This is a genomic window from Herbaspirillum sp. C7C2 (assembly GCF_022627865.1).
Taxonomy (GTDB): domain Bacteria; phylum Pseudomonadota; class Gammaproteobacteria; order Burkholderiales; family Burkholderiaceae_D; genus Herbaspirillum; species Herbaspirillum frisingense.
This window is the reverse complement of record NZ_JABXGI010000001.1, coordinates 553,978-574,026: the sequence shown is the minus strand read 5'-3', so window position 1 is coordinate 574,026 and position 20,049 is coordinate 553,978. Positions and strand designations below refer to the sequence as shown.

The 20,049-nt window shown below is 64.4% G+C and carries 17 protein-coding genes; 9 read left to right on the top strand and 8 right to left on the bottom strand.

The window, feature by feature from the left end:
• Positions 1-33: 33 nt before the first annotated feature.
• Positions 34-975: a histone deacetylase family protein gene (locus HWE04_RS02645; protein ID WP_241811405.1), complete on the bottom strand. Its 942-nt coding sequence runs from the start codon at positions 973-975 to the stop codon at positions 34-36.
• A gap of 397 nt (positions 976-1,372) precedes the next feature.
• On the opposite strand from HWE04_RS02645, the gene mltB reads away from it, so the two are divergent.
• The 3 genes from mltB (at position 1,373) to HWE04_RS02630 (ending at position 6,025) form a co-directional block, all read left to right on the top strand.
• Entirely contained in the window at positions 1,373-2,551 is a 1,179-nt protein-coding gene (gene mltB, locus HWE04_RS02640) for a lytic murein transglycosylase B (protein WP_241811404.1), read from the top strand.
• A 75-nt stretch (positions 2,552-2,626) separates the two neighbouring features.
• Complete coding sequence (locus HWE04_RS02635) at positions 2,627-4,798, top strand: TonB-dependent siderophore receptor (RefSeq protein ID WP_241811403.1); 2,172 nt, start codon at positions 2,627-2,629, stop codon at positions 4,796-4,798.
• A 15-nt stretch (positions 4,799-4,813) separates the two neighbouring features.
• Positions 4,814-6,025 (top strand): phosphotransferase enzyme family protein, encoded by a 1,212-nt coding sequence (locus HWE04_RS02630; RefSeq protein WP_241811402.1) that lies wholly within the window; start codon positions 4,814-4,816, stop codon positions 6,023-6,025.
• 36 nt (positions 6,026-6,061) lie between these two features.
• On the opposite strand, the gene HWE04_RS02625 is transcribed toward HWE04_RS02630, so the two are convergent.
• Complete coding sequence (locus HWE04_RS02625; protein ID WP_241811401.1) at positions 6,062-6,604, bottom strand: YaeQ family protein; 543 nt, start codon at positions 6,602-6,604, stop codon at positions 6,062-6,064.
• Positions 6,605-6,768: 164 nt separating this feature from the next.
• Here HWE04_RS02625 and HWE04_RS02620 point away from each other — a divergent pair, with 164 nt between their 5' ends.
• Entirely contained in the window at positions 6,769-7,365 is a 597-nt protein-coding gene (locus HWE04_RS02620) for a DUF1415 domain-containing protein (RefSeq protein ID WP_241811400.1), read from the top strand.
• 339 nt (positions 7,366-7,704) lie between these two features.
• A complete protein-coding gene (locus HWE04_RS02615; RefSeq protein WP_006713143.1) occupies positions 7,705-8,052 on the top strand; it encodes a hypothetical protein in 348 nt (115 codons plus the stop codon).
• A gap of 92 nt (positions 8,053-8,144) precedes the next feature.
• Here the strand turns inward: HWE04_RS02615 and cysM are convergent, their stop codons facing one another.
• Positions 8,145-9,047: a cysteine synthase CysM gene (gene cysM, locus HWE04_RS02610; RefSeq protein ID WP_077236689.1), complete on the bottom strand. Its 903-nt coding sequence runs from the start codon at positions 9,045-9,047 to the stop codon at positions 8,145-8,147.
• A gap of 312 nt (positions 9,048-9,359) precedes the next feature.
• Here cysM and HWE04_RS02605 point away from each other — a divergent pair, with 312 nt between their 5' ends.
• Positions 9,360-11,009, top strand: coding sequence for an isovaleryl-CoA dehydrogenase (locus HWE04_RS02605; protein ID WP_241811399.1), 1,650 nt, complete (start codon positions 9,360-9,362; stop codon positions 11,007-11,009).
• 29 nt (positions 11,010-11,038) lie between these two features.
• On the opposite strand, the gene HWE04_RS02600 is transcribed toward HWE04_RS02605, so the two are convergent.
• Complete coding sequence (locus HWE04_RS02600) at positions 11,039-12,880, bottom strand: hypothetical protein (protein ID WP_241811398.1); 1,842 nt, start codon at positions 12,878-12,880, stop codon at positions 11,039-11,041.
• A gap of 197 nt (positions 12,881-13,077) precedes the next feature.
• Between HWE04_RS02600 and HWE04_RS02595 the strand changes: the two genes are divergently transcribed.
• Positions 13,078-13,455, top strand: a complete 378-nt coding sequence (locus tag HWE04_RS02595; protein ID WP_241811397.1) for a hypothetical protein — start codon at positions 13,078-13,080, stop codon at positions 13,453-13,455.
• Here the strand turns inward: HWE04_RS02595 and HWE04_RS02590 are convergent.
• The gene (locus HWE04_RS02590; protein ID WP_241811396.1) at positions 13,449-14,291 is read right to left on the bottom strand and encodes an AraC family transcriptional regulator; all 843 of its coding nucleotides are present in this window, start codon (positions 14,289-14,291) and stop codon (positions 13,449-13,451) included. The two genes, HWE04_RS02595 and HWE04_RS02590, sit on opposite strands and share 7 nt — an antisense overlap.
• 92 nt (positions 14,292-14,383) lie before the next feature.
• Here HWE04_RS02590 and HWE04_RS02585 point away from each other — a divergent pair, with 92 nt between their 5' ends.
• Positions 14,384-15,616, top strand: a complete 1,233-nt coding sequence (locus tag HWE04_RS02585; RefSeq protein WP_077236694.1) for an MFS transporter — start codon at positions 14,384-14,386, stop codon at positions 15,614-15,616.
• 112 nt (positions 15,617-15,728) lie between these two features.
• Here the strand turns inward: HWE04_RS02585 and HWE04_RS02580 are convergent, their stop codons facing one another.
• On the bottom strand, positions 15,729-16,412 hold the full coding sequence (locus tag HWE04_RS02580; RefSeq protein ID WP_077236695.1) for a PEP-CTERM sorting domain-containing protein: 684 nt from the start codon (positions 16,410-16,412) through the stop codon (positions 15,729-15,731).
• Between the two features lie 577 nt (positions 16,413-16,989).
• Between HWE04_RS02580 and HWE04_RS02575 the strand changes: the two genes are divergently transcribed.
• Positions 16,990-18,213 carry an HD-GYP domain-containing protein gene (locus HWE04_RS02575; RefSeq protein WP_006464941.1) on the top strand — a complete coding sequence of 408 codons (1,224 nt, stop codon included), beginning with the start codon at positions 16,990-16,992 and terminating at the stop codon, positions 18,211-18,213.
• 16 nt (positions 18,214-18,229) lie between these two features.
• Here the strand turns inward: HWE04_RS02575 and HWE04_RS02570 are convergent, their stop codons facing one another.
• Positions 18,230-18,379: a hypothetical protein gene (locus tag HWE04_RS02570; RefSeq protein WP_158243320.1), complete on the bottom strand. Its 150-nt coding sequence runs from the start codon at positions 18,377-18,379 to the stop codon at positions 18,230-18,232.
• Between the two features lie 176 nt (positions 18,380-18,555).
• Positions 18,556-20,037: a glycerol kinase GlpK gene (glpK, locus tag HWE04_RS02565; RefSeq protein ID WP_241811395.1), complete on the bottom strand. Its 1,482-nt coding sequence runs from the start codon at positions 20,035-20,037 to the stop codon at positions 18,556-18,558.
• Positions 20,038-20,049 lie beyond the last annotated feature (12 nt).

Genomic DNA, 20,049 nt, shown 5'->3' with positions numbered 1-20,049 from the left:
CGCGCCAGCAAATCCTCGCAGCGCGCGCGTGGCTCACTCCAGGTCGGCCAACACCTTCAGGTGGGCCACCACGCTGCGCCCCAGCGCCGAGGGGCTATAACCTCCCTCCAGGCAGCTGACGATGCGGCCCTGGGCGTACTGGTCGGCGATCTTCATGATCTGCCGCGTGATCCAGGCGTAATCGGCCTCGACCAGTCCCATCTGGCCCATGTCGTCTTCGCGATGGGCATCGAAACCGGCCGAGATGAAGATCATCTGCGGCTGATGCGCATGCAACGCCGGCAGCCATTTCTCGGTGACCACCTGACGCACCGCACTCCCATCGGAGTAGGCCGGCACCGGTACGTTGATGATGTGCGACTCGGTCGGGCCATCGCCGGAAAAGGGATAGAAAGGATGCTGGAAGAAACTCACCATCAGCACCCGTGGATCGTGGGCAAAGATGTCTTCGGTGCCATTGCCGTGATGCACGTCGAAATCGATCACCGCCACCCGCTGCAGCCCGTGCACGTCGATGGCATGCCGGGCCGCCACCGCCACGTTGTTGAACAGGCAAAATCCCATGGCCTTGTCGTGCGTGGCGTGATGCCCGGGCGGACGCACGGCGCAGAAGGCGTTGTCCAGCTCGCCGGCCAGCACCGCATCGGTCGCCGCCACGGCCGCGCCGGCCGCGCGCAAAGCGGCATTCCAGCTGTGCCGGTTGATCAGGGTCTCGCCGTCGATGGAGTAATAGCGCTCGCCCGACAGGCTCAGCGCATGACTGTGCTCGCGCACGTAATCCACGGCCGCAGCCGTGTGCACCCGCTCCAGCTCGGCCGGATCGGCCAGCGGCGCTTCCCGGCGGTCGAGGAATTGATCGATCCGGCTCAGGATCAACTGATCTTCGATGGCCTCCAGACGGGCGGGGGCCTCGGGGTGCCAGTCGCCCATTTCGTGGCGCTGGCAGTCGGCGTGCGTATAGATGGCGGTGGTCATTATTGCTCTTGTTACTAACAGGCAAGCCGTGGCCGGCCGGGTTGTCTCATCGGGCTAGGGCCTGTTCACATTCAATCTACGAGTGCGAGAGGTCGCCAAGCATTGACTGCCTAGGCGCAGCGACGCGCCGTAGTGGTGCTACGGCAAGGAGCTGCAACAACGGCAGGCGACGCTTGGCGGCCTCTCCCGAAGGGTTGGCGCCAGAAGGCGCGCTGGCACCAACGCATCTCGCAGATTGAATGTGAACAGGCCCCAGTGTACATCCGCTGTCGCGTATCGTGTACGGGACGCAGCACCCAGCATGCACCAGCACGGGGCAAGGGGGCCGATGCGGTATACTTGCAGGCTTGTTCCGCCCCCTGCTCCGCTGACCAGATCGCTTCACCGCTTGCCGCTCATGCCCATCTCCCTGCCTCGCCTGACTTCGTCCCTCTCCACCCTGTTGCTCGCCGGCCTGTGCGCCCTGGCGCCGGCAGCGCATGCGCAGGACGGCAAGCCTGTGGAAAAGAAAACCCAGAAGAAGCCGGCAGATAAAAAAGCCGGCAGCGACAAAACCAAGCCCAAGGCCAAGCCGCCAGCAAAGTCGGCAACGAAGAAGAAAGTCGTGGCAGACGATCAGGGCGAGTTCGTCAACTTCAATGACTGGAAGGACGTCGGCCGCTTCATCGACGAGATGGTCGAGCGCAACCAGTTCCAGCGGGGCGACCTCAACGATCTCTTCGCCAAGACCCGTTATGTGGACAGCGCCATCCAGCTGATCAAGCCGGCCCCCAGCACCAAGCCCAAGAACTGGAGCGCCTATCGCGCCCGCTTCGTGGAACCGGTGCGCATCAATGCCGGCGTCGAGTTCTGGAACACCTATGGCGTGGCCCTGGCGCGGGCCGAAGCGCAATACGGGGTGCCGATGGAAATCATCGTCGGCATCATCGGCGTGGAAACTGTCTACGGCCGCAACACCGGCAACTTCCGCGTCATGGATGCGCTCACCACGCTGGCCTTCGATTATCCCAACACGCCCAATCGCGAGGCCCGCATGGCCTTCTTCCGCGGCGAGCTGGAAAACACCCTGCTGCTGGCTCGCGAGGCCGGTATCGATCCGCTGTCGCTGCGCGGCTCCTATGCCGGCGCCATCGGCTGGCCGCAATTCATGCCCGGCAGCATCCGCGAATACGCGGTCGACTTCGATGGCGACGGCAAGATCGACCTGCGCAACTCGCCGGTGGATGCCATCGGCAGCGTGGCCCACTATCTGTCCGTGCATGGCTGGCAGCGCGGCGAACCGGTGGCCTTCCCGGTCACCGTCTCGGCCGACAACCTGCAATGGCAAGCCATGCTCAACCAGGGGCTGGAAGCCAAGTACAGCGAAGACCAGTTGCACGCGGCCGGCATCTCCACCCCGCCGCTGCCGGCCGGTCAGCGCTTCGGCCTGGTCGACCTGCAGAACGGCACCGGCCCGACCGAGTACTGGATCGCCACCAATAACTTCTACGCCATCACACAGTACAATCGCAGCTACTTCTATGCGATGTCGGTGGCCGACCTCGGCCGCGCCGTGGCCGTCGCCCGCAATCGCTGAGCCGGCGACCACGCTGGCCGATACGACGGAGCGCCCGGCGCTCCGGCTCTCCTACCCTCCACGATCAGAACCACCATGAAACGCATTGCACCCCTGGCCTCCACGCTGATGCTGACGCTGGCCGGCACCTCGCTCGGCCTGTCGGCCACTGCCCGCGCCGCCGATGTCGGCGACGACAAGGGCGAAGCGCTGCCCACGGTCAACGTCACCGCCAGCGGGACGACCAGGGATGGCGCGCGCCCTCGATCAGCCGCCGTGGCCGGTTTCGACGATGCGCCGCTGCTGGACACCCCGGCCTCGGTGGCTGTGGTCACGGCCGCGCAGATGCGCGACCAGCAATCGCGCCTGCTCTCGGACGTGGTCAAGAACGATGCCGCCATCAACGAGAATTACGCTCCGGTGGGCTATTACGAGAACTTCAGCATCCGTGGCGTGACGCTCGACCCGGCCAGCGCCTATCGCATCGATGGCCTGACGGTGACCGGCGAACAGAACATCGCGCTGGAAAACAAGGAACGCGTCGAATTCCTCAAGGGCGTGGCCGGCCTGCAGGCCGGTGTCAGCAGCGCCGGCGGCATCGTCAATTACGTGACCAAGCGCCCGGCCGATGTACGCTCGATCACCCTGGGTACCGATTCCTACGGCTCGCGCTACCTGGCCACCGACCTGGGCGTACTCTTCGGCGAGCAGAAGCAGTTCGGCCTGCGCATCAACGCCGCGCATGAAGACATCCACTCCTACGTCGACCATGGCGATGGCTGGCGCGACTTTGCCTCGCTGTCGGCGACCTGGGCGCTGTCCTCCAAGACCCTGGTGCAGTTCGATGCCGAATACCAGCAGAAGGCGCAGCACTCGGTGGCCGGCTACCAGCTGCTGGGTGGCACCACCCTGCCCTCGGGCGTCTCGCCCAAGACCATGCTGACGCCGCAATCGTGGGCGCAACCGGTGCGCGACAGTGCGCTGAACTACCGCCTGCGTGTGGAGACCGAATTCAATGCCGACTGGCGCGGCTACGTGCAGGCCGGTCGCAGCCGGGCGGTGATCGATGATTACCTGGCTTTCCCGTATGGCAGCGGCAGCTTTGCCTCCACCACCTTCGGCGCCAATGGCGACTTCGATGTCTATGACTATCGCGTCCCCAATGACGAACGTCGCAATGACGAAGCGCAGGCGGTCATGATCGGTAAGTTCGACACCGGCTGGCTGCAGCACGAGTTGACGCTGGGCCTGGCGATGTCGCGCCGGACCGTGGACAAGCCCGATGGCATCAGCGTGTTGGTGGGCGAGGGCAATATCTATACTGGCACACCGGAATTGGCACCGGCCACCGATGTTCCCGGCCCGGCCTATCGCAACCTGGACAGCCGCCAGAAGGCGCTCTTCTTCAGCGACCGCCTGCAATTCTCCGAGCGCTGGCAAGCCATCGCCGGCGGCCGTCAGGTGTGGTTGAACGAGCAGGCCTTCGGTGCCGATGGCAGCGCCACGCGCACCACCTCGCGCAACCTGTTCCTGCCGCAACTGGCGCTGATCTTCAAGCCGCTGCAGAACCTCTCGGTCTATGGCAGCTACGCAGAGACACTGACCCTCGGGACCTCCGCGCCGTTCTGGGTCAGCAACTTCCCGACCACCTTGCCGCCTTCGGTGGCACGTCAGCTGGAAACCGGCGTGAAATGGGATGTCTCGCCTGACCTGGCACTGACGGCCGCCCTGTTCCGTATCCGCAAGGCCTACGAATACCAGCAGCCGGACTCCAGCGCCAGCGGCTTTACCTACGTCCAGCAAGGCCGCCAGACCAACACCGGCATCGAGCTGGGCGCCAGCGGCAAACTCAGCCCGCGCCTGGCCGTTGGTGCCAGCGTGGCCGCCACCCGCGCACGCGCCAGCGATACCGGCACCGCCGCCTACGATGGCCAGCAGGTGGTCAACGTGCCGCGCCTGCGCAGCAGCGTCTATGCCGATTACGCGCTGCCCGGCGTGGAAGGCCTGAACCTGATGGGCAACTGGCTCTACAGCAGCAGCAAGCCGGCCACCCGCGATGGCAGCGTCAACCTGCCGGCGGTACATGTCTTCAATGCCGGCCTGCGCTACCGCATGCGCATGGGCGGCCATACCGCCACCCTGCGCGCCAACATCGACAACCTCTTCGACAAGCGCTACTGGAAGGATGCCGGCCAGTACCTGGGCGACGGCTATGTGCACCTGGGTGCGCCGCGCACGGCGCGCCTGTCGCTGCAGTACGATTTCTGACCGGTTACCGCGATCATGCAAGCCGCGTCGCACCATCTCACCCGCGTCATCAGCCATGGCATGGGCGCCGAGCCGGTCATCTCCGACTGGCCGGCGCTGACCTCCGCCGAAGTGGCCCGGGTGCTGCATCACTATCCCGAGGTCGGCCAGCCGCTGCGGCTGGAGTGGCATAGCCCACGCCCGTTCTCGGCGGCCTGCGTGATGCAGACCGCCAGCGGGCCCGTCATCGTCAAGCGCCATCATGCGCGGGTACGCGATGTCGTCGCACTGGCCGAGGAACATCGCTTCGTGGCGCACCTGCAGGCGAATGGATTGCCGGTCAGCCCGGCGCTGGCCACCGCCGAGGGCGCCACCGCGCTGGCCGACGAATACTGGACCTATGAAGTATTTCCGCTGGCGCCGGGGGTCGACCTGTACCGTGAGGCGATGTCGTGGACGCCCTTCAGCAGCGGCCAGCATGCGCATTCCGCAGGCCACATGCTGGCACGACTGCACCAGGCATCGGCCGGCTACGACGCGCCGGCGCGGCCGGCGCGTCCGCTGGTGTCGAGCTTCACCATCTTCTCGCAGGAAGACCCGGTGCGGCCCCTGCAGGCTTACATCGAACAGCGTCCGGCCATCGCCGATTACCTGGAAAACCGCCCCTGGCGGGGCGAGGTGGCACAGCACCTGCTGCCCTGGCACGCCGGATTGAAACCCTATCTGGATGAATTTGCGCCGCTGTGGACCCACAACGACTGGCATGCCTCCAACCTGCTGTGGAGCGATGCCACCGAACAGGCGCAGGTGCAGACGGTACTGGACTTCGGCCTGTGCGACCGCACCTGCGCGCTGCACGACCTGGCGACCGCCATCGAGCGCAACATCGTCGAATGGCTGGCCATCCCGCAACGCCAGGTGCAGCTGGTGCACCTGGATCTGCTGGATGCGATGCTGGACGGATATGCCTCGGTGCTACCACTGAACGCGCGCCAGACACGCGCATTGGCGGCGCTACTGCCGCTGGTGCATGCCGAGTTCGCGCTGGCCGAGCTGGATTACTTCCACGGCGTGACGCAGTCGCCGCAGAATGCCTCGCTGGCCTATGACACCTATTTCCTGGGCCACGCTGCGTGGTTCCACACCAGCGAAGGACAGCGCCTGCTGACGCATCTGCAGCATCGCGCCGATGCGCTGGAGCACAAGCCGGATAGCGCTTCTGCAGCGGTCAATCAGGCCGCCCGCTGAGGCACAGGCGCCACGTCGCGCAAACCTGGTGGAGAATCAGGCAAAATCCTTGATCGTTTCCGGTTCGATCAACACCATCTCTTCATTGGCGCCCAGCCAGACCTGACCATCCTGGATCGTGCATTGCAATTGCATGGTGCGCTGCGCCAGGGCCGCCAGTGCCTGGCTGGCCTCGGCCGGGATATTGACCACCTTCAGGTTCTTGGCGCGCTCCACGCGGCTGCCGGTCTGGTTCCACCAGATATTGGAGACGCTGCTGTAGCTATACACCAGCACCTGGTCGGCGCGGCCACAGGCCTTGAGGATGGCGCGGTCATCGGGCTGGCCGACTTCGACCCAGAGTTCGATGGCGCCGGTCAGGTCCTTCTGCCACAGGTCGGGCTCGTCGGTATCGGAGAGTCCCTTGCCGAAGGCCAGTGACTCGCTGGCGTTGAGGGCGAAGGCCAGCACCCGGATCATCATGCGCTCGTCGGTCTCGGACGGATGGCGGGCAATGGTCAGTGCGTGTTGCTGGTAGTAATGCCGATCCATGTCGGAGATCTGCAGGTCAGCCTTGAAGATGGTGGATTTGAGCGCCATGGAATGTGTACTTGTACTTGCTAAGGAAATGCGGGGCCGCCGGTACGGGGCCGCCGCCAAAGGTTGGCAAGCATAGCCGATCTGGCCGGTGCGTGGGCATTTGTGGCGGCTTGGGCTGGCCGGCGGCTGCCCGTGTCCGCCTGCCCATGCGACAATGCCGCCCCATGAACGCCACCTCCGCCTCCCCTGCCACCGAGCCCCCCTTCAGCGATGACGACGTCATCGCCCTCACCCGCGCCTGGCTGGAACAGGCCGTCATCGGCCTGAATCTTTGTCCCTTTGCCAAGTCGGTCCATGTGAAGGACCAGGTCCGCTACCACGTCAGCCAGGGCCAGGACTGGGACAGCCTGGCGGCCGATCTGGAACAGCAATTGGCCTTTCTGGCAAAGACCGACCCGGAACAGGTGGACACCACCCTCTTCATCATTCCGCTCGCATTAGCCGACTTCCACGAATACAACGACTTCCTGGATTGGGCCGATCGCATCCTGGAACGACTCGAGCTCGACGGCGTGCTGCAGATCGCCAGCTTCCACCCGGACTACCAGTTTGCCGACACGCAACCCGACGATATCGAGAACTACAGCAATCGCTCGCCTTTTCCCATCCTCCATCTGTTGCGAGAAAACAGCATCGACAGGGCCGTGGAAGCCTACCCCGATGCCTCCGCCATCTTCGATAAAAACATGGTTACCTTGAGGAAATTGGGGCTAACTGGCTGGAACATGCTGCCATTTGTCGTATCAAAACGGCAACGCTAGCAATTTTTCGAGGAATGCTGTTAATATCTGTTACAAATTCGGGCATGAGTTTCTGCAACTATTGTGGAATAGAATTTTCTGACTGCATGAAAAATGTGCAATTATTTCTATATAGACATAGAATTATTGTTGTGCTGCCTCAAGCGCACTTGGTCAGAGAACAGAGAACTTGATAAGCGTTGTTTTGAAGTCGTTCTTTGATAGGGCTTTCGTTATCCTGCAGAAAAAGGCATCGCCTTGGCTCTCAGATACCGTCAGTCGCGTTTTGCAGTTTTACAAACAATTAATGCATAGGCGCAAAGCCTTCCACAAACATCTGCATAATGGAACGTCCCGATCATGACTACCAACGATACTGCTGAAACCAACTCCATTTCCGATCATGTCAACTACGATCCGAACCATCTGCTGGATGCGTTGATCGAGAAGCTGCACCTGAAGAATGACGCAGCCCTGTCACGCGCGCTGGAAGTGGCACCGCCGGTGATCAGCAAGATTCGTCACCGCCGCCTGCCGGTGGGTGCATCGCTCTTGATCCGCATGCATGAAGTCAGCGAGCTGTCCATTCGCGAGCTGCGCGAACTGATGGGTGATCGCCGCGAAAAATTCCGCATCAGCGACAAGCAGTTCAAGCCGAAGCCAGGCGCTGCTCCTGGCGCTGCGCCGACCGCCGGTTCGCCGGAGTAAGCAACGGCCCGGGACCTGGTCCCGACTGTGCGACAAAAACAAAACGGAGCCATTGGCTCCGTTTTGCATTGTGCGTCATGCGTCGGCCGGCGTCAGGCCGGGAACACCCCGGTAGAGAGATAGCGGTCGCCGCGATCGCAGACGATGAAGACGATGGTCGCGTTCTCCAGCTGGTGCGACAGCCGCACTGCCACCTCACAGGCGCCAGCGGCCGAGATGCCGCAGAACAGCCCCTCGGTCACGGCCAGCTTGCGGGCCATGTTCTCGGCATCGGCCTGGCTGACCGATTCGGTCTGGTCCACGCGGGAACGGTCGAAAATCCTGGGCAGGTAGGCCTCGGGCCACTTGCGGATGCCCGGAATGGACGAGCCCTCTTCCGGCTGGGCACCGACGATCTGCACCTGCGGGTTCTTTTCCTTCAAATATTGCGACACACCCATGATGGTTCCGGTCGTGCCCATGGCACTGACGAAGTGGGTGATGCTGCCCTTGGTATCGCGCCAGATTTCGGGACCGGTGGTCTCGTAGTGGGCCAGCGGATTATCCGGGTTGGCGAACTGGTCCAGGATCAGGCCTTCGCCGTTCTTCTGCATCTGCTCAGCCAGGTCGCGGGCGTATTCCATGCCGCCGCTCTTGGGCGTGAGCACGATACGCGCGCCATAGGCCGCCATGCTCTGGCGGCGCTCCTCGGAGAGGTTCTCCGGCATCAGCAGCACCATCTTGTAGCCACGCATGGCCGCCACCATCGCCAGCGCGATACCGGTATTGCCGCTGGTGGCTTCGATCAGGGTGTCGCCGGGCTTGATCTGGCCACGCGCCTCGGCGCGGGTGATCATGGAATAGGCGGCACGGTCCTTGACCGATCCGGCCGGGTTGTTGCCTTCGAGCTTGCCGAGGATGATGTTGTTGCGGCGCCGGGCTTCATCGCCGCCGATGCGCGGCAACTGGATCAGCGGGGTATTGCCGATGGTGGATTCGATGGTCGGATAAGACATCTGCTGGGCTTCCTTGCGCAGCCGTGCACACGCACGGGGGCGATCTTTGGTCGAAACAAGCATTCTAATATGACTGCAACGCATGTGCCGGCGACGCCACCTAACAAGATGCTTATATGGATATAGCCAAAACATCGTAGGGATGGCCAGGCAGGATCCGGGCGTGGCAGTCGCCGCAAGGAGCAAGGAAGGCAAAAGCCTGCAACGGTTCCCAAGTCCAGCAAATACGCGCACACTGCTACCTATCAAAGTGCACAAAAAAGCGGGCGAAGCGGCCCCATCAAAACAGCTGTGCGCGTTTTCGGAGACGCCATGCACACCCACGAGATCAGCAACCAGGTCCCGGACCTGCACGACTACAACCTCTACCGCAGCGACGCCGCCCTGGTCGAGGCCGTCCGGCGCGAAGGCGCCCACTGGCACGACTGCACCCTGGTCAGCCAGGGCGAAGCGCTCGGCAGCGCCGAGATGATGCAGCTGGCCGAACTGGCCAATCGGCACACCCCCGTACTGCAAACCCACGACCGCACCGGCCATCGCATCGACGTGGTCGAGTTCCACCCTGCCTGGCACACCCTGCTGGCACAGCTGCGCCGCGCGGGCCTGCACGCCCTGCCCTGGATGCAGCCGGGCGATGGTGCCCACGCCGCCCGCGCTGCCGGCTACTTCCTGCATGCGCAGATCGAGGCCGGTTCGCTCTGCCCGACCACCATGACCTTCGCCGCGATCCCGGTGCTGCAGCAGGAACCGGCCCTGTTCGAACAGTTGCGCACGCGCCTGTTCTCGCGCGAGCACGACGCCCGCGACCTGCCGATCACGCACAAGCGCTCCATCCTGATCGGCATGGGCATGACCGAGAAACAGGGCGGCTCCGACGTGCGCAGCAATACCGCCATCGCCATGCCGGCCGATCCGCTCAACGATGGCCGCGGCACGGCCTATCTGCTGTCGGGGCACAAGTGGTTCTTCTCGGCGCCGATGTGCGATGCCCACCTGATGCTGGCGCGCACCGAGAACGGCCTGTCCTGTTTCTTCGTGCCGCGCTGGCTGCCCGATGGCACGCGCAACCCCATCCTCATCCAGCGGCTCAAGGACAAGCTCGGCAATCGCTCCAACAGCAGCAGCGAGGTCGAATTCGAGGAAGCCATGGGCATCATGGTCGGTGCCGACGGGCGCGGCATCACCACCATCATCGAGATGGCCAACCATACCCGCCTGGATTGCGTCATCGGCAGCGCCGCGCTGATGCGCCAGGCCCTGGTGCAGGCAATCCACCACGCCCGCCATCGCAGCGCCTTCGGCCGCCTGCTGGCCGAACAGCCGCTCATGCGCAACGTCCTTTGCGACCTGGCCCTGGAAAGCGAAGCCGCCACCATGCTCATGCTGCGCCTGGCGCATGCCTTCGATGCCCCGGACGACCCGTTGCAGCGGGCCTGGAAACGCATCGTCACGCCCGCCGCCAAGTTCTGGATCTGCAAGCGTGCCCTGGAATTCACCGGCGAATGCATGGAAGTCTGGGGCGGCAACGGCTACGTGGAAACCGGGCCGATGGCGCGCCTGTACCGGGAGGCCCCGGTCAATTCGATCTGGGAGGGTTCGGGCAATGTGATGTGCCTGGACGTGCTGCGCGCCATTGGCCGTGAAACGCAAGGTTTCCAGCTACTACTGCAGGAACTGGAGGACGCGGCCGGCGCGCATGTTTCGCTGGCGCAACGCGTGAGCGCCCTCAAGCAGATGCTGCAGGCACCCGAGGAAGAACGCGAAGCCTGTGCCCGGCGGCTGGTACAGCAACTGGTGCTGGCCCTGCAGGGCATGCTGATGCTGCGCCACGCCCCTGCCGGCTCGGCCGATGCCTTCCTTGCCAGTCGTGGCGAAGGCGATGGCGGCCGGGTCTACGGCACGCTGGCAGGCCACAGTCTGCCGGCCCAGCAAGCCATCCTGCAGCGTGCCTGGCCGGGCTGATCCCGGCCCCCCACCCGGTTCAACCTCGTTCAGCCCGGCAGGGATGGCAGCGATGGCATCAGGGGGCTGCGTTCGCCCCAGGCCACGAAGAGCTTGCCACGGCGTGTGCGCAGGCGGCGCTGCTTCATGGCCGAATAGACCAGTTCGGACAGAGTACGCTGCTCGGCCGCACTCATCGTCAGCGACATGCGGTACATGCGCAGCAGCATCAGGGCATTGTTCATGAAGGCGTTGTCGGCCGCGTCACTGCGCGCCAGCGCCGCCATCTGCGCCGCCAGGGTCAGGTTGCGCGCACCCTCGGCCGCCGCCGCTGGCAGTGGCTGCCTCATGGAGGGCGCATCCTGCAGCGCGATGCGTTCCAGCACCATCCGATAAGCGGCTTCCAGTTCGCTGCTCTCTCCCGCACTCTCGCCCAGCGGTACTCCGGCCAGGCCGGCCAGCAGTTTTTCCAGGGCACTGAAGCTGCTCACATGACCGCTCAGGTCGCCGTCACGCCAGCCGCCGCCGGCAGGGTCGAGCAGCCACGCCAGGAAGCCATGGTCCAGCCGGGTCATGCTGGCCGCGCGGCTGGTCAGCAGGCGCTGCGCGATGGCGGCCTCTTCACTGCTCATGCGGCCTGCCTGCGCCAGCGATACCGCACCCGCCTGCCCGCTGGAAGCGCCGCCATAGGAAGCCGGGCCGCCGGCGCGTGCCTGCCGATAGGTGGCCAGATCCCGCGCCAATGCATCCACCTCGTCCAGCGCCATCCCGTTGGCCTGGGCATAGGCATAGGCTTCGGCCAGCAGGCGCCGGTCGCCATAGGCCAGGAAATCGCGGCTGGCCACACCGGCCGTGGTACGTCGCACCGGCGTAGGTTCATCCTCGCGCCGCAGCACCCCGAAGACCCGTTGCAGCAGGACCAGATAGGCGCTGTCCTGCACGCTGTGGGCGGCATTGTTGACCTGGATCAGGTCGGCCAGGCGCGGAGCGGCGGCGATCAGTTCGGCCAATGACGGCCCCAGGCGGGGCAGCATCAGACCCCGGATGACACCGCCGGCCAGCGCCAGCGGTCCCATTGGCAGCACCAGCGTTTCCAGCATGCGCGCCAGATCGATCTGCTGTTGCGGCGGCAACGGCGCTTGCGGCTGCAGCTGGTAGAGATCCATGTATTGCTGCAGCAGCTGGGCGTAGTTGTCGGGATAGGCGGTCTGCTCCAGGGCCGACAGGCTGGCGTAGAACACCAGCGCTGCGGTGATGACCGGCTTCCAGTCGCCGCTGTCGAGGGCGCGCTGGAACACCGGCGCCCAGAATTTCTGGTCCAGCTCGGTACGCTGGTTGGCGGCGGCGTAGCGTTCATTGATGGTGTAGGCGCCGCTCTCGTCATAGACGATGGCCGACAGCTCGGCCCGCGACCAGCCGGCAAACGGATTGGGCGCGCGACCATACAGTGCCTCGGTGGCCTGGCGTGCCTGGCTCAGGCGACGCGGATCGGACGAGGGCGGCACCTCGACATCGGCCGCCGCAATCGCGTCGGCCCCGCGTCGTGCCGCGACCAGTCTTGCCTCGATGGCGAAGAGCGTATTGCGGGTGATCGGCAGCGTGGCGTCCAGCATCGCCTTCACCGCCGCCGGTGCACTGGCAGTGGCACCCTGCGCCGCTTCGGTGGAATCCACCGCCGCCGTGGTGACATGGTCGACCGCCGTGGCCAGGGCCGCCATGAGCTTGCCCTGCGCCGACAGTGTCAGCGTCACGCCCTCATCGGGCGGCACTGGCAGCGCCGTGGCACTGGCGGCCGTGCTCGCCGGTGGCGTATCGCCCCGGGGGTGTTGCTGCGTGGTCAGTTGCGCGACGGCTTCGCGCGCCATGATGGCCAGATCGGTTTCCATCGCCATGTCCGCTCTCCTGGGTCGGAGTTCTCATGACTTGGTTACGGTAGAAAATCGACAATCTTTACACTTGCAAAGCGGCATCATCCAGGCGGGACGCGGCGTCTCGGGCGATCACGGTCTCTGCAGGACGTGGCAGTTCAGGATTTCTCCGATGCGCGGATGACGGGCCAAGCGCTACAGTGAAGGCACAGGAGAACGCCATGAACAAAGCCTACCCCGTCATCGCCATGATGACGCTCATGCTGGTGCTGCAAGCCCAGCGCAGCGAAACAGCAGCAGCGGCCAACGTCGCCGCACTCGATATCTCGGTGGTGGTGGCGGAGAAATGTCGCATCGATTTCTCCGAGGGCAGCGCCGACTTCTTCCAGGTCTGCTCGGTGGGCGGGGGCGCAGCCAAAGAGCGGGCCCAGCAGGTCACCGGCGCGGTCAGCGCACTGGCGCCGCAAGATGATCCCTACTACCTGGAACGTGACCCCGATCAGCCACAACGGCAAGCCAGCGCATCGGCCGGCCGGCCGGTGGCAAGCACAACAGCGCCGGTCCGACGCGGCCCACGGGTGGTGGTCATTCCCTACTGAAGCGCGCTGCGATCCTGCTCCGGCAGGGTGATGCGTCGCCTTTCGTGGCGCGGCTGGTAATGATTGGGTGAACTGCGCAGGGCCTTGCGGAACATGTTGGAAAAGGCGCTCTGGCTGCGATACCCGAGGGCCTGCGCTACCACGCCCACCGCATCGCCACGCGCCAGGCGCACCAGCGCTTCGCTCAGATGCACCTGCTGCACCCAGTGCCGGAACTGCAGGCCGGTTTCACGCGGAAACAGGCGAATCACCGTACGCACGCTGGCCCCACCCACCCCGGCCCAGTCGGCCAGCGCAAACTGCCGCCCGGGCTCGGCCAGGATGGCTTCGCAGATGGCCTGCAGGCGGCGGTCCTGCGGCCAGGGGATGGCCACCGGAATGGACGGTGCCCGCGCCAGCTCCGACATGATCAGGGCCGCCACATGACCGGCGCGGCTCTCCGGTTCATATTCCCTGGGCTCGGCCAGCGAGGCCAGAATCAGTTCGCGCAGCAAGACCGAGACTTCCAGCAAGCGGCACTGTTCACCGATCGCGCGCCCCTCGGCCTGAGCGATGTAGAGGGTGCGCATGCTGACCTTGCTCAGCATGCGGATTTCGTGCTCCACCATGGGTGGCACCCACAGGGCGCGTTGCGGCGGCACCAGCCACACCCCTTGCGGCGTGCGCACCTGCATCACGCCTTCCACTGCGTAGAGCAACTGGCCACGCGCATGCGAGTGCGCCGTCAGCAGGTCGCGATAGGCCAGTTCCCGGGCAAAGGCCACCACCACACTGCGTGCCTGCTGGAAGGCATTGACCTCGGCACTGGGACAGACAGGCTTGAGCTGGGCAACCATGGCATTTAATCGCTAACAATTGGCATCATCATCAATAGATGCCAATGATACGCTTCGCTCCTCCCTTTTTGTTCACTCGAACTGCTCATGTCATGACAAGTGCTACCGATCCCAACACCTCTGCAGCCTCCGCCGCCGCCACCCAGCCCGCCATCAGCGCTGCCCCGCCGCTGGTGATGAGCATCATCCTGGCCTGCGGCGGCGCCCACCTGATCAACGACATGATCCAGGCCCTGCTGCCTTCGATCTACCCCATGCTCAAGACGGGCTATGGGCTCAGCTTCACCCAGGTCGGGCTGATCACCCTGACCTTCCAGGTCACCGCTTCGCTGCTGCAGCCCTGGATCGGCATGTACACCGACCGCCACCCGCAGCCCTGGCTGCTGCCCACCGGTGCCGTCGCCACCCTCGTCGGCATCGTACTGCTGGCGCTGGCCGGCAGCTTCAGCGCCTTCCTGGTAGCGGCAGCGCTGATCGGCATCGGTTCCTCCACCTTCCACCCGGAAGCCTCACGCATCGCCCGCATGGCCTCGGGTGGCCGCTTCGGCCTCGCGCAATCGACCTTCCAGGTCGGCGGCAATGCCGGCTCGGCCTTCGGCCCCCTGCTGGCCGCCGCCATCGTGGTGCCTTACGGGCAAACCCATGTGGCCTGGTTCCTGGTGCTCTCGGCGCTGGCCATCCTGGTGCTGTCGCGGGTGTCGTCCTGGTACCGCAGCCACCTGGCCGCCGGCAAGGGCAAGGGCAAGGTGCTGGCCCGTCATCAGCTGCCGGCCTCGACCGTGCGCCGCGCTCTGGTAGTCCTGGCCCTGCTGGTGTTCTCCAAGTATTTCTACATGGCCAGCTTCACCAGCTATTTCACGTTCTACCTGATCGACCGCTTCCAGATGTCGGTGGCGTCCTCGCAGCTCTACCTGTTCCTGTTCCTGGGTGCGGTGGCCGTGGGCACCTTCGTGGGCGGCCCCATCGGCGACCGCATCGGACGCAAGCTGGTGATCTGGATCTCCATCCTTGGCGCGGCGCCGTTCGCCCTGATGCTGCCGCATGCCAACCTCTTCTGGACGGCAGTGCTGTCGGTGGTGATCGGCCTGATCATTTCCTCGGCCTTCTCGGCCATCGTGGTGTACGCCCAGGAGCTGGTGCCGGGCAAGGTTGGCATGATCGCCGGGGTGTTCTTCGGCCTCATGTTCGGCTTCGGTGGCATCGGTGCGGCGCTGCTGGGCCACCTGGCCGATCTCTACGGCATCGCCTGGGTCTACGGTCTGTGCGCCTTCCTGCCGCTGGCCGGGCTGCTGACGGTGTTGCTGCCGGACGTGCGGGAGCACTGACGGCGGTGAAAAACCCTGACCCAAAACAAAAGCGCGCTGGCTTTCAGGCCAGCGCGCTTTTTTTGGACCGCTGCGGTCGGACGGTCGTGACGCTTCAGTCAGTGCCGCCAGATCAAGCCGCGCTCAGGGAAGCGGCGGAGACAGCACGTGCATCGCCCCGGCGACGACGGCGCCAGGCCATTCCACCTACCAACGCCAAGCCTACCAGCAGCATGGCGTAGGTCGACGGTTCCGGTACCGGGGCCACAGTGCGCAGGGCAGCGTTGGAATAGAACATGGTCAGGTTGGAGTATCCCGGCACCTTGCCGCCATTGTTGGTCCAGTTGATGGCGAAGCTGCCACTCTGGGTCTGGCCAGCGGTCAGCACCAGGTTGTCGAACAGGAAGGAACCGGTGGCATTGCCCGCGTGGATACCCAGTACCAGGTCCATCTGCAGGCTCTTGCTGGAGGTGATGGTCCAGGTCCCGCTCTTGCTGTCGCTGCCCAGGGTGAAGCTGACGCTGATGTTGGAACCCAGCACCGAGCCCGGGCTGCCGACGAGCGCGCCGGTCGAGTCGATCTTGTTGAGCAGGTTCCAGGTCCCGCCGCCGAAGGCGCTGCTGAAGAGCGAGCTCGTTCCGGAGGGGCCTGCCTGCGCATTGCCTACGGCAAAGGTAAAGTTGTCGGCCTTGTGAGCACTCAGGGTCACATCGTCGCGGCTGGCATTGGCCACGCTGGGGGCGCTCGGGGCGGCGCTGGCGCCCGAGCTGGCGATTGAACTGGCTACCATAAGGATGGCTGCAATCAGGGTTTTCATGGGCTTCTCTTTGTTGTCAATTCGACATTAATCCGGAAAGGATTTTAATCAAAAGACAACAAAAAGTTTAGCTAAATTTACAATCTTGTTTGCTACTTGCCACAAATGATTGCCTCGCTGCAGCTTTTTGCCTGCAGCCACTCACAGGCCGGGAATGTCGGCATCATCGGCACCGGTGGAGCCACTCACCGACCTGCGCGGCGATGGCATTTCTTCCTGCTCTCAATTTTTCGGCGATTTAAGTCTCGCTTAATTTTCAACGCCTACAGTGGGCACATCGGGATCTCCTCTTTCCCCTTGTCCGCTGCGACGACATCCAGCGGATCTTTCAGGCCCGTCCATCCCCCGGACGGGCCTTTTTTTCGCCCGTTACCCGTGCTTCAGGGTGTGGCGTCTTTGTCGGATTGCCGGCTGCAAGGGATTTGCAGGCAGCTCAACCGTTCACTTATGGTCTTTCGTATGAGATCATTAACGACTGGCAATCCTGACCAGGACTCAATGGCAACCTGCCGCCAGCCCGGGTCAGGGCGGGCCAAGCTAACCTGTTCCCCCGGCGCGCCGGAGAGAAGTACGAGAAATGTTAAAGAAAATCAAAACGGAGGATCTGGTCCTCGGCATGTACTTCTGCGGCTTCGAGGCCGCATGGCTGGACCATCCGTTCTGGAAGAACAAGTTCCTGCTCAAGAACGAGAACGAGCTCAAGCAGGCCCATGCCAGTGGCATCGCCTATTGCTGGATCGATATTTCACGCGGCCTGGACGTGGCCGAACAGGCGCCCACGGACGCCCCCGAGGTGGACGCAGAACAAGCCGAACCCGCCCCGCTGCCCCCCGAACCAGCCCCGGTCCCGGCCATCGACACCACGCTGATGGATGCCATGGCCCTGCGCGAGACGGCCAAGAAGGCCACCAAGGCCATGTTCAGCGAAGCCCGCATGGGCAAGGTGCTGGACATGGAGCGTTGCGTCTCGGTGGTGGAAGAAATCGCCAGTTCGGTCGTCAAGAGCCCCAGCGGCATGCTCAGCGTCTTGCGCCTGAAGCTGGCCGATGAATATACCTACCTGCACTCGGTGGCGGTGTGCGCCCTGATGGTGGCGCTGGGTCGCACCCTGGGCCTGGACGAGGCAGCCTGTCGCGAAGCGGGCCTGGGTGGCTTCCTGCACGACGTGGGCAAGGCCTTCATCCCGCATGAACTGCTCAACAAGCCCGGCAAGCTCACCGACGAAGAATTCACCCAGATCAAGAAGCATCCCGAACTGGGCTACAAATACCTGAGCCAGGACCCCAACGTTCCCGACTACGCGCGTGACGTCTGCCTGCACCACCACGAAAAGATGGACGGCAACGGTTACCCGGAAGCCCTGCGCAGCGGCTCCATCAGCCTGTATTCGCGCATGGCGGCGATCTGCGACGTCTACGACGCCCTCACCTCGGACCGCCCCTACAAGCGCGCCTGGGACCCGGCCGAAGCGATCTCCACCATGGCCACCTGGACCGGCCACTTCGACCGCGCCATGTTCCTGGCCTTCGTCAAGACCCTGGGCATCTACCCGGTGGGTTCCATCGTCAAGCTGGAATCGGGCCGTTCCGGCTTCGTGATCCGGCAGAACGCCCAGGACCTGACCCGTCCGGTCTTGAAGGTGTTCCGCTACAACGACAGCATGGAAATGAGCGATACCGAAATCCTCGACCTGATGGCCACGCCCGAAGCCGATACCATCGTCGCCCGCGGCGGCGAGGAATGGGCGCGCCTGAGCCATCTGGATTCCATGCAATTGCTCAGCACCGGCACACCGGGCTAAGCCTGTCCCGATCCGCTCAGGCCATGCCCAGTGCCGTCATGAAGTGGCGGCCATGGGCCTCGTGGGAGGCATCGGGTACACCGATGTCGCAGGCCATCACGAAGGTGGAAGCGGCGTCGAAGAAACCCGTGGCGAGTTGCATGCAATCCAGCAGGAAGCTTTCCATGATCGTTCTCCTTGAAAGGCCCGCCGCCTGATTGCTGCGGGCTTGAGAACATCATGCGGTCGTGGCGTGTCAATCCGATGTCAGGCGGTGCGGGCTGGATTTCAGTTGAAACATTGCACCACCCGCCACCCCGTTACCCAACACCCACCGCCTGCCGCCTGCCGCCTGCCTAGCGGTCAGACCGCGCTGACCTGGCGGATCGCCGCTTCCCAGGCGTGGATTCTTTCCTGTGCCTGCTCACGCGTGAAGCGCGGCTCGAAGGTGCGCTCCATGCGCCACTGCGCGGACAATTCCGACAGATCCCGATAGACCCCGGTGGCCACACCGGCCAGGTAGGCCGCGCCCAGGGCGGTGGTCTCGGTGACCTGCGGGCGGATCACGGGAATGCCCAGCAGGTCGGCCTGGAACTGCAGCAGCAGGTTGTTGGCGGCCGCCCCGCCATCGACCCGCAATTCGGTGATGGGCGAGACCGCGTCCCGCACCATGGCATTGAGCAGGGCCGTGCTCTGGAAGGCGATCGATTCCAGCGCCGCGCGGGCGATGTGCGCCACCGTACTGCCACGGCTCAGGCCCACGATGGCGCCCTTGGCCGACGGGTTCCAGTAGGGCGCACCCAGGCCGGTGAAGGACGGCACGAACACCACCCCGCCCGAATCCTCCACCGTGCAGGCCAGACCTTCGACGTCGGTAGAGGTCTTGATGGCTTTCAAGCCATCACGCAGCCATTGCACCACTGCGCCTCCGATGAAGACGCTGCCTTCCAGCGCATATTGCTTGCGTTCGTCGACCTGGCAGGCGGCGGTGCTGATCAGGCCGTTGTGCGAGGTGGCGCACTGGTCGCCGGTATGCAGCAGCATGAAACAACCGGTGCCATAGGTATTCTTGGCCATGCCGGGGCGCACGCAGGCCTGGCCGAACAGGGCCGACTGCTGGTCGCCGGCGATACCGCCGATCTTGACCGCTGCGCCCAGGTGCTGCGCATCGATCTCGCCATAGAGATGGGCCGAGGCATGCACCTGCGGCAGCATCGATGCCGGAATGCCCAGCCACTGCAGCAGTTCCTCGTCCCAGGCACCGGTGTGGATATTCCACAGCATGGTGCGCGAGGCGTTGGAAACATCGCTCACATGCAGACGGCCGCCAGTGAGCTTCCACACCAGCCAGGAGTCGACGGTACCGAACAGCAGTTCGCCGCGCTCGGCACGCTCGCGCAGGCCGGCCACGTTATCGAGGATCCAGCGCAACTTGGTGCCGGAGAAATAGGGGTCGAGCACCAGCCCGGTCTTCTTCTGGATGGCCTCGCCCAGGCCGCGTTCGCGCAGCGCCGCGCACACCACCTCGGCGCGTCGGTCCTGCCACACCACGGCGTTGTAGACCGGCTTACCGGTGGCGCGCTCCCAGACCACGGTGGTCTCGCGCTGGTTGGTGATGCCCAGCGCGGCCAGCTCACTGGCCTGGATGCCACTTTGCGCCAACACCTTCTGCGCGGTCTGCAACTGGCTTTGCCACAGGTCCATGGGGTCGTGTTCGACCCAGCCCGGCTGGGGGAAGATCTGCGGGAACTCCTGCTGGGCGGTGGCCACGATGGCCCCGCTCTGGTCGAAGATGATGCTGCGCGAGCTGGAGGTTCCCTGGTCGAGGGCGAGCAGATAGGCCATGCTGGTTCCTTG